This is a genomic window from cyanobacterium endosymbiont of Epithemia clementina EcSB, from assembly GCF_029919255.1.
Taxonomy (GTDB): Bacteria; Cyanobacteriota; Cyanobacteriia; order Cyanobacteriales; family Microcystaceae; genus Rippkaea.
The window spans coordinates 2,693,259-2,710,554 of record NZ_CP123991.1 but is presented as its reverse complement, the minus strand read 5'-3'; the positions used below and the strand labels follow the sequence as shown (position 1 = coordinate 2,710,554).

Below are 17,296 nucleotides of genomic sequence, written 5' to 3'. Positions count from 1 at the left end.
AGTACTTCACTTCGATGTAAGTTGTTAAACTCTCCTAAAGTACATTCACTGTACCGCTCTCTTTAACCTTTCTTACTTTAGAAGACTTGAGAATCTTTATAATTGCCCTATTGAGCTAAAGTTCCCAGTAATATTTTTGATGTTATTATCTTATCTGTTGCCGAACAATCATAGTGTTAGACTCATAAGTCTATAAAATAATATGCAAATAACGGGTTCCTACCCAGCTGCTTATTTACCTGTAGGTTTAGTTTCCATGCCTGCTGTCCTTGCCTTTGCAGTAATGGAATTTTTATTTATACTATGTTGCCAACGAAGCCTGATTTGATCTTTATCTATCTTTTTATTTATTGGTTCCCCTTATTAAGATAAAAATTGATAATTCGGTTTAAAAAAAGTTAGTAGATCCTACTTGCTAACAGTTTTTTCTCTAAAAAATTAAAGATTTACTTTATAAAAAATTGTTGAGATTTTGGTAGTCTGAAGGCCGGGCAGTCTTATTCTCAGGATTGTTAATGAGTAGTTCTTTGTGGAGGACAATAGAAGATGTGTTTAGCTGTTCCAGGGAAAGTTGTTAGTATCATTGGAGATGAACCTTTAATCAAAAAGGGAAAAGTAAGTTTTGGTGGAGTCATTAAAGAAGTTAGTTTAGCCTATGTTCCTGATGTTGAAGTGGGTAGTTATGTGATTGTACATGTAGGATTTGCTCTCAGTATTTTGGATGAAGAAGCTGCGCAAAAAAGTCTAGCTGAATTTAAAGAAATGGAGACAATTTTACAATCAGATGGCAATAAGTTATGAGTTATGAAAACTATATCTAAGTTTAGGAGAGTACTGGGATGGAGAATTTAAAATATTTAGTGAACTATTTCTCGTTGCTATAGTAATGCTCTCGAAATTGAGAGAATATTAAAAGCACTTGTCAAGGTTAGTTCGATAAATTAGAACTTAGATTATTGTTTTATAAAAAGTAAAAGGTAAGTCCAGCCCAAAAAGTTAATAAAAAAGTCCTTTTCGATGGTTTTTAAGTATATCCTCAAAAAGGAACAGAATCAAGATTCTACTTTAATCTTCGAGAGAAGTAGTCTATATCAAAAAACACTTTGGTAAGTATAGGATAAGATTTTATGTTCATCGCACCAACTCTCAATACACACTGCTTTTAGCATATAAACTTAGTCTTGGAACAAAAAGAAGTCACTGGTCAGAATCCCCTATACCTTCTCAGGGCAGGGTATTCTGACAGGAAAATCCTAAATTATCCGAAGGAAATTAAATTAATCAACGTCTTCAAATTATCTCCGACAGTTGCAATCAATTGATGAGTCACAGCCAGACTATCAAGAACCATTCCTGTGCAGAGAAGCATTAAGTAAAAGATGGAAAATTTAAACAGTGATCGCGCTAATTCTCGATTAAAGGGATCTTGTTTTAACTGCCAAGCTTTTTCGATAAATTTAATCCCTAAAACCACTGCAATCGTACCATAGATTATTCCAGATACTCCTAGGGGATAAACCAAAAGGAAAGTGCAAGGTATAACCAGCAAAGTATACCACCAAATTTTACGTACTGTAGACTCTTCTCCTTCTACGACCGGCATCATAGGAACATTGACCTGGGCATAATCTTCTTTTATCATCAATGCCAACGCCCAGAAATGGGGAGGAGTCCACAGGAAAATGATGGTAAATAAAACCCAAGAGGCCCAACTTAACTCCCCTGTTACTGCCGCCCAACCCACCAGAGGAGGGATAGAACCAGCTGCCCCACCAATGACAATGTTTTGGGTACTATTACGCTTAAGAAAGTGAGTGTATACCAGCATATAGAAAACAATGCCGGACATAGCTAATAAACCACTGACAACGTTGATAAATAAGGCAAAAAGGCAAAAAGATAAGATGGCAAGGATGACAGCAAAAATGAAGGCATGGCGTGAGCGTACTCGTCCAGAAGGGATAGGGCGGGCTCGAGTCCGCAACATTTCATAATCAATGTCACGGTCATAAATGCAGTTCATTACCTGGGCTGAAGCAGCTGCAAGAGTTCCCCCTAATAAGGTAATAAATAAGGTAAATAGATTCACCCGGCCCTCACCAGCAATCCACATGGCTGCGGTGGTGGTGATCAATAATAGGGGGATAATACGGGGTTTGGTTAGCTGATAATAGCTTTTTACAACTTGTAGCCAGTTTTCATTACGGGGGGCAACATCAGTCCCAATCATTAATACACACCAAATTCTGTTGATTTACTTGAGTTTTTGTCAGTTATTGTTCTTGAAGCATTAATGAAAACAGAACTTCTTTGGAAACCTAAATCGGTCAAAGGTTTTAATTCTGACTTCTAACTTCTAACTTCTGTGCAGTCGCACCGCACGGAAGCGAGGAACTTCTGACATCGCGAATGGCTAACGTTGTCAAGGCGACTAACGTACCAAAGAGGGCAGCACCACAGGTATGGTGAGCCACAGTTAAAGGTTCTACTTGTAGATGTAATCGGAAAGTGGCAACCCCTAACAAGATTTGTAGAGCAACCATGCCTCCAGCAACCCAAGCGAGTTTCCGTAACCAGGGATGGAGGGCAGAAGTGCGCCAAGCGATAAACACAACGCTGAGGGTAGCAATAGTAGCTGGAAAAACACCAATGATATGGCTATTCATCACGGCACATAGTTGCGAACCGCCAAAACATTGATGTACCGCCCATCTAGACCCAACTAAGGCTCCTAATAAACATTGCAGGTAGACTAAAGTAACAGCTATGGTTGCTCCCCAACTCAATTTTTTGGCGTTGGTGGTTCCTTGATAGGGTGTAAGACACACAGCAATAATAATAAGGGTTCCTAAGAAGAGCAGGGCGGTTCCAAGATGGGCAGTGACAATATCAAATCGTAGCAATTGAGTCACTGTAAGTCCTCCTAAAACTCCTTGGAAGACAATTAACCCCAGCGCACTTACCGATGCCCAAGGCAGCCATTTGGGGAGTTCTCTGCGAAACCACCATGAGAGTCCGACAAGAACAAGAGTACTCAAGCCAATGAGAGAGGCATCGAGACGATGGAACCATTCTAGGAACACTTGTAGATTCATCTGTTGACTGGGAACCAATTGACCATAGCATAGTGGCCAGTCAGGACAGGCAAGTCCTGCATTCATTACTCGTGTAGCACTGCCCACTGCCATCAAAAGTAGAGTAGCAATGGTGATTTTCCAGATAAGGAAGCGCATCCATTTCTGGACTCGGGGGCAGTCGCCAGTAACTTTAATTTGGGGTTGAAGAACCGAATCTGTCATAGCATTCTAATGCTTTGTTAAACATTTTATGTCTTCACAGTGAGTGTTTACTCTCTTGAAGATAGGTTTGGTTTAAACAGCTAGTCAGATTCTACTGAACAGTCTATCTTTCTTGCATCAATTAGTATAAAGGTTTTGATATATTTCAGATTAAGTTAACAATTGCTTAACATTAATTTACATTAAAAGGATAAATCATTGCTTTAATTTTTTCTCAAAAAAATCTTGTATGAGTTTATGCTAGAGTTAACGTGGGACGATTAACTAAAATTAACTTTTGTAAAAAATAACTCAAATCTTACTTTTTTCTTTGATTCAACGATTAAACTTATAAAAAATCTTAAATAGAGATTAAGGGAGAAGAGAAAAGTTATAAATATCAAGACTTGAAATTAGATCATCAATTATCACTAAAACTGTGAAAACTTTTTTTGTCGAATATACTCTACTCCGACTGTCCAGTTTCCATGAGCATATACAGAATTTTAAGATAATTGACTTATGTTTCATTCCGAAAACTCTATAGATTATCCGAAATTTTAACCGCTAATTGAAGGCGTTTTTTTCTGGTTGAATAAATGTGATAATTTATTTCTACGGATGTTGTCTATTCCCTCTCTATTTTGAATTCTCTGTGATCTTGATAAATGGAAAAGATTCTGGCAAAATTAAAGCAGTTATAAGAAAAACATCTTAAGCAAAAAATAGACGAATTTGACTATTAAATCATAGTTCTCTCTCTTTGAGAGCTCAAGAAAATTGAACTTATTACAATAAGATTGACCTTGTTGCCATTGTTTTGTTGAGAATTAAATTGAACAAATTATTTCTAATAAATTTAGCTTCTTGATCAGTTTTTTAAACAACTATTCCTAAAATTTGTTTCCCTATGAATGTTATTGAATTATTCTGATTTAGATGAGGTAGTCTTTCTTAGAAATGTAGTAAATTCTCAATCCAATTGATAAACAAATAATCATTTAGTTTTACAATATCAAACGATTATCTACTGACTAAAATACGACTTTAGTGAGAGATTAACTTAGACCAAACTTCTTCTACAAAACTGGGTGAATTTATATCAAACCATTCAATTTCTTCATAGGCGCGAAACCAAGTTTTCTGACGTTTTGCGAATTGACGGGTGTGTACAACAATTGCTGTTTTAGCTTCTTCTAAAGACAGATCTCCCTGAAGATATTGTTTGATCTCCGAGTATCCTAGGGTGTTTAATAAAGGTAAATTACAACCGTATTTTTGAATAATTTTTTCAACTTCTTCAACTAACCCCATGCTAACCATGTCTTCGGTTCGTTTTTTAATTCGTTCTTGTAAATATTTTGGCTCACAATATAACCCAATTTGTACGATAGGATAGGATGGGGGATTCTCTCCCTGTTGTTCAGAAATAGGGTACCCTGTGACGTAAAACACTTCTAAAGCACGGAGGGTTCTCACTTGATCATTGGGGTGAATTTTACTAGCAGCAATAGGATCAACTTGCTTTAATTTTGCATAACATTGTGATTGACCTAAAACATTAAATTGTGATCGTAATTGAGGTTGAAGCGCCACTCTAGGAATCTTCAACCCTCGTACAATCGATTTAATATATAATCCTGTCCCCCCTACTAAGAAAGGGGGGGATAGAGGAGAAGCTAGCTTAATTAATGATTGTGCTTGTTCTTGATATTGAGCTAAGGTTAATGTTTGTGTTGGTTCACAGACATCAATCAGATAATGGGGAACTAAGGTTTGTTGGTTCAGAGTTGGTTTTGCTGTTCCAATATCAAATTCTTGATAAACTTGACGCGAGTCGGCACTAATAATAAAAGAATTGAAGCGTTGAGCTAATTGACAAGCTAACCCTGACTTGCCTGTAGCCGTTGCACCACAGATAACAATTAAACGGGTTTGCATAAAAACCTACTAGAAACCTGTTATTATCTAATAATATTCTATCAAGAATAAAAGAATAAGTGAGAGTATCAGGCAGTCTTCGCTAAAAAGAAGTCATCAATAAAAATAAAATTACAATTAACTTCAAGTGGCACTTCTCTTTAGATTTGATGTTGATAATCAACTCTCGTTTCTATATCTAGCTATCTTTTTCTATAAGTTCCTAATCTGTTCCTAAAATAGTGCTTAATTCTAAACTGTTCTAAGATATTTTATATAGTTTTGAATCCTCTCTTACTGGTTTCAACTTTTGTTCTATTTTTAATTTTAACTCAATTCGTACTTATAATTCTTCGAAATGAATAGTTTTCAACAACAGTTCATTTACGTTAGTAATAAATGAACTATTGTTAGTTTGTTGATTACTGTTCTCATACTTACTTATAAGCACACTCGCTGTGTCCCTAGTTCCACTGCCATTGCGTGACATCTTCCCAATTTATTCCTTAGCTTTTAAGTGTGACCTGGACAATAGTAGTTAAAAATGAAGGTTCGACCCAAAAAAATCATAATTTTCAAAACGACGTCTTGATTTTCTTTCTGTTAAAAATCTATGTATAAATACATTACTAGACTGAATAATGAGGACAAAGTATAGGAATAAAAGTTGTCATCAAAATGACAACAATTTAAGATATAAGCTGTAAAGTTTAACTTATATTTTTTTATAAAAATATAAAAATATTGTCTATAAAAGTTACAATAGCTATATCTTGTTTTTGCACACTATCATATTCTATAGACTTTATTCTTTTTATATTTAAAAATTACTCTCTATTTTTTATACAGATAATATTCTAATTAATCTGCTAATTTATAACTTATAAATTTTCCTATTTATTGAATAAGACATCCAGGAATTTTATTCTAAAAATATTTTCTGGAAGACCCACCCAATCTGCATTTCTTAAAACTTTCTGTTTTCTTGCAAATTAAGGTAATATTGCTGTTTTTGTTAAATTTACAGAAATAATTTTTTAGTTGCAAGTTAACCCTGAAATTCTTGCTTTTCTAACTCTGTTAACTGAGTTTTTATACAGGTTATTATCTAGTGATCGTTCTTTAATTTAGCCACTCCTTTATTTTACACTTATTCAGGTCAATTGACTCAGCTCTACCAAAAGAGACTAAAACATAAATATGAGAACAATTATTCGTGTCAAAAGCTAATGTCAAGAAAAGAAATCTCTGAATTTAATCCCAATAAAAATGATAAAAAAAAATGAGTCGTTGCTGGCATCTCAGAACAACTATTGATTCTCCCAAGACCCTCAAGCCTGTTCCTCTATTAAAAAAACTAACTATTTTTCCCCTACCTACATTTCTACACAAGAATTGCTCCCTCCGCAAGGAATGGGTTTAATTGCTGGACAGGGAATGCTTCCTCTTACTCCCCAGAATTCAATATAGGAGCGGTCGCATACAGTAGACATTAGTGTTTAGATTTCCTACAAAGCGGTATTTTAAATTAGATACAGTCGAAATTAGACTATATCATTAGGGTGTCAAGATATTGGCTATTAATGAATAATGAAAAGTAATTTTCACACCATTGAATATCTCATTGTTTAAATAAACGAGCATACCTTAATTTAATATTAAATATTCTGTTGCAACTTTTAATTAAAATAGAAAGTAACGTTGAGATAGAGCCTGAAAGACTCAAGTTCCTCTTATCCTCTAACTTAGAGGATAAGAGGAACTTGAGTGAGTTTTTCTGTTAGTATTGCAGACTATGAATTAATAAACAAAACTCTGTTTAAATTAACTATTGTTAATATTGTTTAAAAATCTGAATTTTAGAAAAAATACACATAAATTAAGGTTTTTGAGCGAAAAACTATTCTCACGGCTCCTTCCTATCCCGTCTATATTTGACGAAATAGCTAAAATAGATATTTATGTGGATAAAGAGGAGTTACGAGCAATTCTTGAATAATTCAAAACTAACCACAACTGCCATCACTTCGTTCAAGATGAAGAATTTACTCAGTGATAGAGGTACATGCATGGGGATACCCGTCGCTTGTTTGTAGAATTTTTAGAACGTTCTTGTATAGCAGAGCTTCCTGTTTTTTTCTCTAATGTTCCGTGATAAAGTCCGTAATACAGAGTTCCTCAATAAGGTAATGTTTGATTTGGATCTTTCATTAGATTTAATCTTTTGGCTTAAAATCGTAAATATTACTTGTTTAAACCTAAATCACACTTTTTTATGTTAAAAACATGGTTAATGACATCATATTACTATCAACTGTCACCTGAAACAATATTCTAAAAACTGAATCTATTTCATTTTCTGCTTCTTTGAAAATTAGTGCCAGGATAAAAATTATTACGGCGACTTCTTCGATGCCATTATAAAAGCCAATCCTGACATCTTAAATAACTGGAAAGCTCGTCTATAGTGTTGTTTTTCTGCTGTCAGTTGTCAGTATTTATTACAATGTATCTTGATGATATTCAACGGTTTGATTTTTACGCCTCTCTAGATTTGGATACACGGGAGTACAGTAAATATTGTTATCGAACAGACCAACAAAACCGCTAGATAAGTTTTTTTATTATTTTAAATAGAAACAATCCTAACTTCTATAAAAAGTTATAAATTTGTGTGCGAAACAATTGGAAATTACGCAAGATTTAAAGATTTAATAATTTTGTACCTCTCGGACGGTTATATAAATTGCTTTTTTCTGCTTCTGATGCGTAGTAATTAGTATTTTTATACTTTGTTAACAAATTTATGTTGATCATTTACCAGAAATTGTTCGTTAAATTTCTTTCAAGTTTAATCTAACACTCTCTATCAAGTCCTCTTGAGAGTATAATTATTAATTACGCTGGTGTTTGAAGTTTTTGAAGAAGATTTTCTTGGTCTCCAAGTAATTGCTAATCAAACCTTACATTAACTTAGCAACAAGTGTAAGGTTATCTGTTTTGCTTGGAGTTAGCTTAATCTACACGAGGTTTTATATCCATAGCACCACACCTCAATAAATACTGCTTCTGGCATCGAGTTGCTGCTTCCCTATTTTCTTATAACTTCCCGTTGAATTTACGTTTATTGATTGAAGTTATATTGATCGAAGCTGTTTTATTGAATGTTACTGTTCCTCGAGGTTAGGTTAAAGAAAAGCTTAATCGAAAATCTTCAAAAGTAAGCGAAGATTATGTCTTGGCTTTCTTAGCCTTCACTTTTTTCTTCTGTTTAGCTCTTTTTTCTGCTGCTTTAGCTTCTTTTTCTGTTTCTATTTTCTCTTTCTCTACTTTTTGTCTTTCCTCTTCTTTCTTATCTAAATAGAAATGATAATCTCCTGGATAAACTATTAATTCTCCTTCTTTAATTTCAACAATTTTATTGGCGACTTGAGAAATAAAATAGCGATCATGGGATACACATAAAACCGTTCCATCATATTTAGATAATGCTTCCTCAAGCATTTCTTTAGCTGGAATATCTAGATGATTAGTTGGCTCATCAAGAATTAATAAATTAGCAGGTTTCAGCAACATTTTAAGTAAAGCAAGTCGAGCTTTTTCTCCTCCACTTAATCCTTCTACTTTCTTAAATACTGTTTCTCCACTAAAAAGAAATCGACCTAACAAAGAACGAATCTTCGTATTAGTCCAATCAGGGACCTCATCATGAATCGTATTCATAACAGTTTTAGTTAAGTCTAATGCTTCGGCTTGGTTCTGCTCAAAATATCCCGGAATAACGTTATGTTTTCCTAAATTTACCTCACCACCATCAGCTTTTTCTAGATTCATAATTAAGCGGAGTAGAGTTGATTTTCCAGCTCCATTAGGACCAAGTACGGCGATACGATCACCTCGTTCTACGGATAAACTAGCCTCTAAAAAAAGAATCTCATTTTCATAACCATGGACTAAGTTTTTAATGATAACAACCTCACGTCCGCTAGTAGGAGCTGGAGGAAACTCAAACTGTAAGGTTTTGATATTAGCAATAGGGGCATCTACAACTTCCATTTTCTCAAGTTGCCTTTCACGACTTTTTGCTTGGGTACTACGAGTTGCACTGGCTCGAAAACGGTCAACAAACTCCTGTTGTTTTTGTCTTTCTTTCTGTTGCCGTTGATACGTATTCTCTTGAATCTCTCGACTAGAATTTTTTTGTTGAAGATAATTAGAATAATTCCCAACATAAGTGCTAGAAATTCCACGCTCTGTTTCAACAATTTTTGTACATAAACGATCTAAAAATTCCCGTTCATGGGAAACAACTACCATTGGAAGATTGAGTCCTTTGAGATATCTTTCAACCCATTCAATGGTTTCTAAATCTAGATGGTTTGTTGGTTCATCAAGTAGTAAAATATCAGGGTCTTGTAAGAGGATTTTACCTAAACTCATTCGCATTTGCCAACCACAACTAAAAGAACTTACTAAACGCTCACTATCTTCAAGCTCAAAGCCCATTTCCGGTAGTATTTTAGCAATAGCCGCATCGAGAGAATAACCATCGAGGGCTTCAAATTCTCTTTGCAATTCATCTAGTTTATGAATTAAGTCATCTAATTTATCAGAATCTGCAACCTCCATCTGGTGTTGAACTCTGGTCAATTCTTGGTAGACTCGATTTGCTTGTTCAAATGCAGTCCAGAATTCTTCATGAACAGTCCGAGTTGGTTCCACCTCGAATTCTTGGGTTAGATAACCAATTTTCAGATTTCCTGGCCGAACTACTTCTCCAGAAGTTGGTTCCACTTGTCCCATAATAATCTTGAGTTGGGTAGATTTACCCGCCCCATTTGCTCCCACTAACCCGATTCGCTCTCCTGGGTTGATTTCCCAAGTTACATTTTTTAGCACTTCTGCAGTTGGGTAAATTTTACTGATGTTTTCTAGTCGCAGCATATGATTGTCCGTATAAATTTTAGATACATAGTGTACTATCTGCAATACAGGGTATAGCAGAACTCAGCAAGTGTTCAAGTCAAAGTCAAAATCTTTTCTAGACCTAGATTTGAAAAAAAGGTATTTCTTAATTTATGCTTTAATTACTTATAGTGCTATTCTCAAAAATAATTGAAACAATTTACCCAGCAGAATGGTAATCAGTTTTTTTCTAGTTGCTGTTCTAATAAGGTGTGTTCTCTCAAACTAATTTCTTATAATATAACGCATCTGTTCTAATATAAAAATATTATTACAATGGTCTATAAACATTACTTTGCTACTTTAATTATTGTCAATAGTAAGCCCCATGTCTGAATAGTTTTGAGCTAAGACAAATTGTAGATCTTAATGGACATAAAATCAGTGCTTATTTTTTGTGAGATAATCACCAAAGCTTGGACAATTCTACTTCTAAACCCATCGCTTTAGCTTTTCGTTGGACTAAATTTATATTAGAGTTCTGTTGACTTTCTGAACTTAAAATAGCTGCACGTTTTTGGGGTTTAGCAACCATTTGTAATTCCATAGAATCTTGAATTGCTTTTGATGGGATAATATCGCACAATTCTACACGGGTTATTTTAAATCCCCAGGGGTCTGTGAAAATGTTTGATTAAGTTCTAATCTACCCATTTCCGAGGCAATTTGAGTTAAAAGTAAATTAACTATAGCAAATTGAAAATTTTCTATTTTATAGAAAGCTTTCTCTATATCCACAATTTGCCAATAAACCACCGCATCAACAGTTATTGTAACATTGTCTTTGGCAATACAAGATTGGAGGAAATATCTAAACCCTTTTCCAAAATCGTCTTTTTATAAACCACATTATCAATAATAATAACAAATACTGCTTAGATGAAATCTTTTATAAGATAACACCAGTAATTAACTACATTAGTAAGCAATTGAGCATGTAGAAGTTTTCAAAATCAATCAAAATCAAGATTAAAATATACAACAACCTACCATATTTTCCATGATAGTTTTAATTGTTTTGAACAGTTTAATTAGATAATTAATACTATGTAAACTTCATAAAGCCTTAAAATACTTAATCTTAATTTATTGTTTAATACTACTAATATTTTTGTCTTACCCTTTTAGATATTGATGATATTTATGCCCAATTGAGGAATAACTACAAAAATAATCTCCTTTTATTTTTATTTTGTGCTCTTAGCTGGATTGTATTTATACTTATTTTCTGGAACTATATCTCCCGAATCAGCAGAAGTATTTGTTAATATTATGCTTAATTTTTTTAGTACTTTATCGTTATTCAATCACATAATAAATACTTATTGTTTTTTTATTTTTTAAATAATAGAAAATCAATATTAATTGAAATTAAATTTAATTAATAGCATCTTATTTTACAGGAAGCTATTAATTTATCAATAGTAATTAGGCTAAATTTTAGGATGATTTTAACCTATTTAAAATAGTGTTAAATAACAAACCATCAAAATTAAGCATATATCTTACTTCCTATAAATAGGAAGTAAGATATATTTTTTTATTAAATTTAAGATTGACTAATATCAGCGACATAATCCTTATGTTTTTAACAAATATAAAAATTTCATGAAATATGAGTAAAATAAAGAACTGATCTTAATGTTTTAACTATATATTTAACAATGTTAATTTCTATTTAAACAAAGTTGCTTTTACTAGATTGATCAATCTTACTTCTAATTCTGTTTTGAGTTCTGGTAGTTTAATAATGGGTAAATTAACTACTTGATTTTGCTTAAATGAGGTGCAGAAAAAGTCAAACTGAGATAATGGAAAAGAAATGACAACTATTTAAGTATTTATAATTTTAGTTTTAAATCATTTTAAATACTTGTTTAACAACATAAATATAATTATCCAATTTAAAAAGTTGTGATATTATTTTAATTGTTAAATAACATTAAGTTCATTGTTACAATTTGTAATTGTAATACTATTTTCTAGTATTTACAGTATGAGACTTCAATAGTGGAATAATGATTAAGATACAAATCAACTATAGTTAGCTTGTATTTAACTTGTATTTAAAATAAATTAATTTATTTAATTTGATACTGCTTTCAGTTAGTTTTTCTTGAAATAGGATTTATCTGGTTACAATGATATTTATTTACTTTCTATAAGTTAATATGCAAAACTAAAGAAAATTGAGCTAATTTAATTAAATTAAAAATAATTTATTTTTAATAGCCACTTTATTTTTTTAAAAAAACGATAATTAAAACCTAAATCAATAGCCTTCTGATATAATTTTTAATTATTGTCATTACCCTCATATTCGAATAAGTAATGGAAAAAGTAAAATCAAAATAATGATTTTAGAATTAAAGTATAATAGCATGTTGACCATTAAGAATGGCTTAATAATATTGCTTACTATGAGAGTAGTTTCAGTTGCGCTCATAGTAAGTAATATTATTTTCTAATGAAATAGTTACTACTTTGTCATGAATAGCAATTACATCTCATTGATGGTTTTAATTTAATTAAGATTAAATACTAGAGGGGTTTAAAAATTTCTACGTCAATAGAAATTTTTGCTCTAAATATAATGTTCATTTTGAGAGTATAAAAACTTAATTCTTTAAAGAAAGAAAACAATAGATTTTGTTATTTATTTTCTTAATTTTAATAAAAAAATATTAAGTTTTAAGAGCCAAGTTATAGTTAAATATAAACATATTTTTCTGTCCACAAACTATGTTTATATTACATTTATGATTTTTTCATATAAATCATAAATGTAAATATATCTTTTGTTACTATAATAGCAACAATAAAATTTACTAGATATTCAAGTCAATATAACAAAAAAATTGCTTTATACAGTTAATTTATAGCTATTTTATGGTTATTTTTTAAAAAAATAGCGAATGATTCTGGGTATATCTTCATAAGAAGACCAGGAATTAGAAATATCAGCAATAATTTATCTTCAACTCTAACGTTGCATATACATCAATAAACTTTTCTATTGATTTTCCATAACCTGTAATAACTAACTACGATTTTAGAGATAAAATTGTAGTTCTTCTTTTTTTAAAAAGATATTGTATAGTTAACTATTAAAAATAATTAATTAATTATTAAAAATAAATAAGACTTTAATTAGTAAATTATAAGTTGTTATTAAAATATTTTTTTAAAATTTTATCTTTTTTTATTAATTTGATATTTTCAGTTTAAAATATTTTTTGTTTTCTCTGAAAACTCAGAAAATACTGGATGTAAGTTGACATATTTTTTTAATTTTGTTTTTATCGTAAATTTTGTATTTACATAATGTTCAATTGTTCAAGGTATACATAAACTTTATACTTTACACAAAAAATATTTCAATCAATAAATTTTAACATCATACTTCTATTTCTGTCCTAGACGATAATTTTTTTTATTTTTTAGCTTAGTTATTATTTGTTTTGCTTTTTTATATTTAAACTTCTTAAGTTTTTGTTTTAAAACAAGTAATATTTTCTATATTCAGACATCTTAATCTATATTCAATAAAATTCATTAAAATAATTAATTGTGTTATTTAAAGTTTTTAAAAATCAGTAGTTGAGCCTATAAATTTAAACTTATCTGAAAATAAGTAAATTTTCCCAATTTATTTTTATAAGTCGAAAATATAGGTCAACAGTTATTGACTTCTACATTCAGTCAAAAGTTAAAATTTTACTCTAAATTTGCCTTTAAAATTATTGTCCACACCCAAATAAAAAACTCTCTCTAAACCTCTCTAAAGCAGTCTTTAAACCTTATGTGTTAGAATTTTTGAAGATTTTGCCATCGAGGGGTTAGAAGTTCCCCTGTAAGCTATTACTAAGCTATTATTATATTGGGAAAGATTCATGACAACAAGTGATTACGGCGCACAACAGATACAAGTCCTTGAAGGGTTAGACCCTGTCCGCAAGCGTCCAAGTATGTATATTGGGACTACTGGACCAAGGGGACTTCACCATCTTGTCTATGAGGTCGTCGATAACTCCATAGATGAAGCCCTAGCAGGCTATTGTACTGATATTGGAGTTGATATAAATCCCGATGGATCTGTCACCGTTATAGATAATGGCAGGGGTATTCCCACTGATCTTCATCCTACTACTGGCAAATCCGCCCTAGAAACTGTAATGACCGTTCTCCACGCTGGTGGTAAATTCGGGGGAGGAGGTTACAAAGTTTCTGGAGGTCTACATGGAGTTGGGATTTCTGTGGTTAATGCCTTGTCGGAATGGGTAAATATTAGGGTTTGGCGAGATAAAAAAATTCATACCCAACGCTACGAAAGGGGAATTCCTATGGGTTCCCTAGAAGCTGCTCTTGATCCTAGTCATCCTACTGGAACCTCTATTTCCTTTTTACCTGATACCCAAATTTTTACAGGAGGCATCGAGTTTGACTATAGTACCTTATCCGGCCGATTGAGAGAATTAGCTTACCTCAATGCAGGAGTTAAAATTACTTTTAGTGATTATCGATCTAAAGAATCTCATATTGAAACCTATTGTTATGAGGGAGGAATTAAGGAATATGTCATTTATATGTGTCGGCAAAAAGAACCCCTACACCAAGACGTCATTTATATTTCTGGCGAGAAAAATGGGGTTCAAGTAGAAGTGGCTTTACAATGGTGTATTGATGCTTATAGTGATAATTTGTTGGGATTTGCTAATAATATTCGGACGATTGACGGAGGGACCCATTTAGAGGGGTTAAAAACAGTTCTGACTCGGACTATGAATAATATTGCTCGCAAGCGCAACAAAATCAAAGATAATGAGCCTAATTTAGGGGGAGAAAATATCCGAGAAGGATTAACAGGGGTGATTTCCGTGAAAGTTCCTGAACCGGAGTTTGAAGGACAAACAAAAACGAAATTAGGTAATACAGAAGTTCGGGGAATTGTTGATTCTTTGGTAGGGGAAATTCTTAATGAATATTTAGAATTTAATCCCCATGTTGTCGACAATATTCTTGAGAAAGCAATCCAGGCTTTTAAAGCAGCAGAAGCAGCACGACGCGCCAGGGAATTAGTTCGTCGGAAGTCAGTTTTAGAGTCTTCTCCCTTACCTGGAAAATTAGCAGATTGTAGCACTAGAGATCCTGAAGAAGCGGAAATTTACTTAGTGGAAGGGGACTCCGCAGGAGGAAGTGCTAAACAAGGACGTGATCGCCGTTTTCAAGCTATTTTACCCCTACGAGGAAAAATCCTAAATATTGAAAAAACTGATGATGCCAAAATCTACAAAAATAATGAGATTCAATCATTAATTACAGCTCTAGGATTGGGCATTAAAGGAGAAGAATTTGATGACTCTCAATTGCGTTATCATCGAGTAGTTATTATGACTGACGCCGATGTGGATGGCGCACACATCCGAACTCTTTTATTAACTTTTTTCTATCGTTATCAACGGGAATTAGTAGATCGTGGTTATATTTATATTGCTTGCCCTCCTTTGTATAAGGTGGAAAGGGGACGCAATCATGTATATTGTTACAATGAGCGAGAATTACAAGAACATCTCCACAGTTTACCCTCTAATGCTAATTACACTATTCAACGGTTTAAAGGGTTAGGGGAAATGATGCCTGCTCAATTATGGGATACCACTATGAACCCTGAAACTCGTACTATGAAACGGGTAGAAATTGAGGATGCTGCCAAAGCTGATCGTATCTTTACTGTCTTAATGGGTGATCGCGTTGCCCCACGACGAGAATTTATCGAAATCTATGGCCCTAAATTAAACCTAATTGATTTAGATATATAACCTCTGTACTGAATGTTCGGTACAGCGTAAATAACAAATGAACATTCGGTACAAATCTCTTGTATCTTTCAGTTAAAATATTTTGTTGAAAACGGACAATTACCCTACACCAAATTAACTTTTTAAAAAAGTTAATTATTCTCATGATCCTTAAGATCGAGTGTGATAAAAAATCAGTAAAAAAATACTAGTCTGATAAGACTCCCCTTCTAAAACAATCAAAGTTAATTAAGCCATGAGATTACTGTCTAATCAATTTAATTTTCTGCTTAATTAATTTTTTAATTACTTAGATAGTTTGATTCTTAAAATCAAGCTTATATTTTGTCGAGTTATCTATTTATTATCTGACAACTATTTAGAAAATATTGATCGGTAGTTTTCGTTCACTCTAGGAATTTATAGAAAGCCACATCACTCGTTATTCGAGCAGAAAAGTGTATTTTATATTTTATTCTATTTAATAGATATTCCCTAATACTACAGACACTTTGTTTTACTTCTTCTGTCTTAGCTTACTCTTGGTAACTCATAATCTTTTTCTCTTGAGTACAAAATCTTTTCTATAGCTTATTTGAGCTAGTTTTTTATCTCTCTTTCTTTGATTTTTTAGTTTTGCTAATATTCCTTATTTTTTATTTTATTTTGCAATATGACTCATTATTAATATGTTCCATTACATAAAATTTTTCGTTACTATTTTGGGCATTAAAAACTATTTCTTTGATGGTACTGTCTATAGTATATTTAAGTATATTCACAAATTTGAACCGACTTCTCTTATTCAACTCAATAACTCTTAAATCAAACTAGATGACCATTATTTTATTACTTATTTATTTCTATTCTAGAATTGGAATATAGGGCTTCTAATTTTTAGATCTACTAATACTATCGCATAATTTTTGCTTTTTTTAAAGAGAATAATTTCATCAAGTCCTAATTATTTTTTTCTCTTCAAAAATATGTTTCTAGCTCTTTTAATAAACTTTCGAGCTATGACTAATTGATTCTATTTCTTTGAGAAGCGATTTCAACACTAGTTTATAAGACTTTTTGAACAACTTTTAAAGCCAGTCTTAGCTGTATAGATTCTTCTCTTTTTTACAAAATTTAGTTCTTGACTGAACACTTCATGACATTAAGTGCAACTAGACTAATGAAGATTTACTTGGATAAACACCTGAATAATCACTTAAGGGGATATCTCTAACTCATATACTGACGATCTTGATAAACTTTATTGGTGCGATTTTAATGGTAAGGAAATAGAACTTTGTTGGTGCAATTATAGCATGATTATTAAATCACAAA

The 17,296-nt window shown here is 32.2% G+C and carries 8 protein-coding genes; 2 read left to right on the top strand and 6 right to left on the bottom strand.

The features are described 5' to 3' along the window. Positions 1-546: 546 nt before the first annotated feature. The gene (locus tag P3F56_RS09035) at positions 547-801 is read left to right on the top strand and encodes a HypC/HybG/HupF family hydrogenase formation chaperone (protein ID WP_281152535.1); all 255 of its coding nucleotides are present in this window, start codon (positions 547-549) and stop codon (positions 799-801) included. Positions 802-1,258: 457 nt separating this feature from the next. Here P3F56_RS09035 and P3F56_RS09030 read toward each other — a convergent pair whose 3' ends face one another. The 6 genes from P3F56_RS09030 to P3F56_RS10340 form a co-directional block, all read right to left on the bottom strand. Next, the gene (locus P3F56_RS09030; protein ID WP_281152534.1) at positions 1,259-2,230 is read right to left on the bottom strand and encodes a heme o synthase; all 972 of its coding nucleotides are present in this window, start codon (positions 2,228-2,230) and stop codon (positions 1,259-1,261) included. 106 nt (positions 2,231-2,336) lie between these two features. Further along, entirely contained in the window at positions 2,337-3,299 is a 963-nt protein-coding gene (locus P3F56_RS09025; protein WP_281152533.1) for a COX15/CtaA family protein, read from the bottom strand. 1,026 nt (positions 3,300-4,325) lie between these two features. Then, positions 4,326-5,219, bottom strand: a complete 894-nt coding sequence (gene miaA / locus P3F56_RS09020) for a tRNA (adenosine(37)-N6)-dimethylallyltransferase MiaA (protein ID WP_281152532.1) — start codon at positions 5,217-5,219, stop codon at positions 4,326-4,328. A gap of 3,210 nt (positions 5,220-8,429) precedes the next feature. Continuing rightward, on the bottom strand, positions 8,430-10,142 hold the full coding sequence (locus P3F56_RS09015; RefSeq protein ID WP_281152531.1) for an ABC-F family ATP-binding cassette domain-containing protein: 1,713 nt from the start codon (positions 10,140-10,142) through the stop codon (positions 8,430-8,432). Positions 10,143-10,569: 427 nt separating this feature from the next. Next, positions 10,570-10,710 (bottom strand): hypothetical protein, encoded by a 141-nt coding sequence (locus tag P3F56_RS10345; protein ID WP_342637142.1) that lies wholly within the window; start codon positions 10,708-10,710, stop codon positions 10,570-10,572. A 50-nt stretch (positions 10,711-10,760) separates the two neighbouring features. Further along, the gene (locus P3F56_RS10340) at positions 10,761-10,919 is read right to left on the bottom strand and encodes an SPFH domain-containing protein (protein WP_342637141.1); all 159 of its coding nucleotides are present in this window, start codon (positions 10,917-10,919) and stop codon (positions 10,761-10,763) included. A 3,137-nt stretch (positions 10,920-14,056) separates the two neighbouring features. Here P3F56_RS10340 and gyrB point away from each other — a divergent pair. Beyond that, positions 14,057-15,982: a DNA topoisomerase (ATP-hydrolyzing) subunit B gene (gene gyrB / locus P3F56_RS09005; RefSeq protein WP_281152530.1), complete on the top strand. Its 1,926-nt coding sequence runs from the start codon at positions 14,057-14,059 to the stop codon at positions 15,980-15,982. Positions 15,983-17,296 lie beyond the last annotated feature (1,314 nt).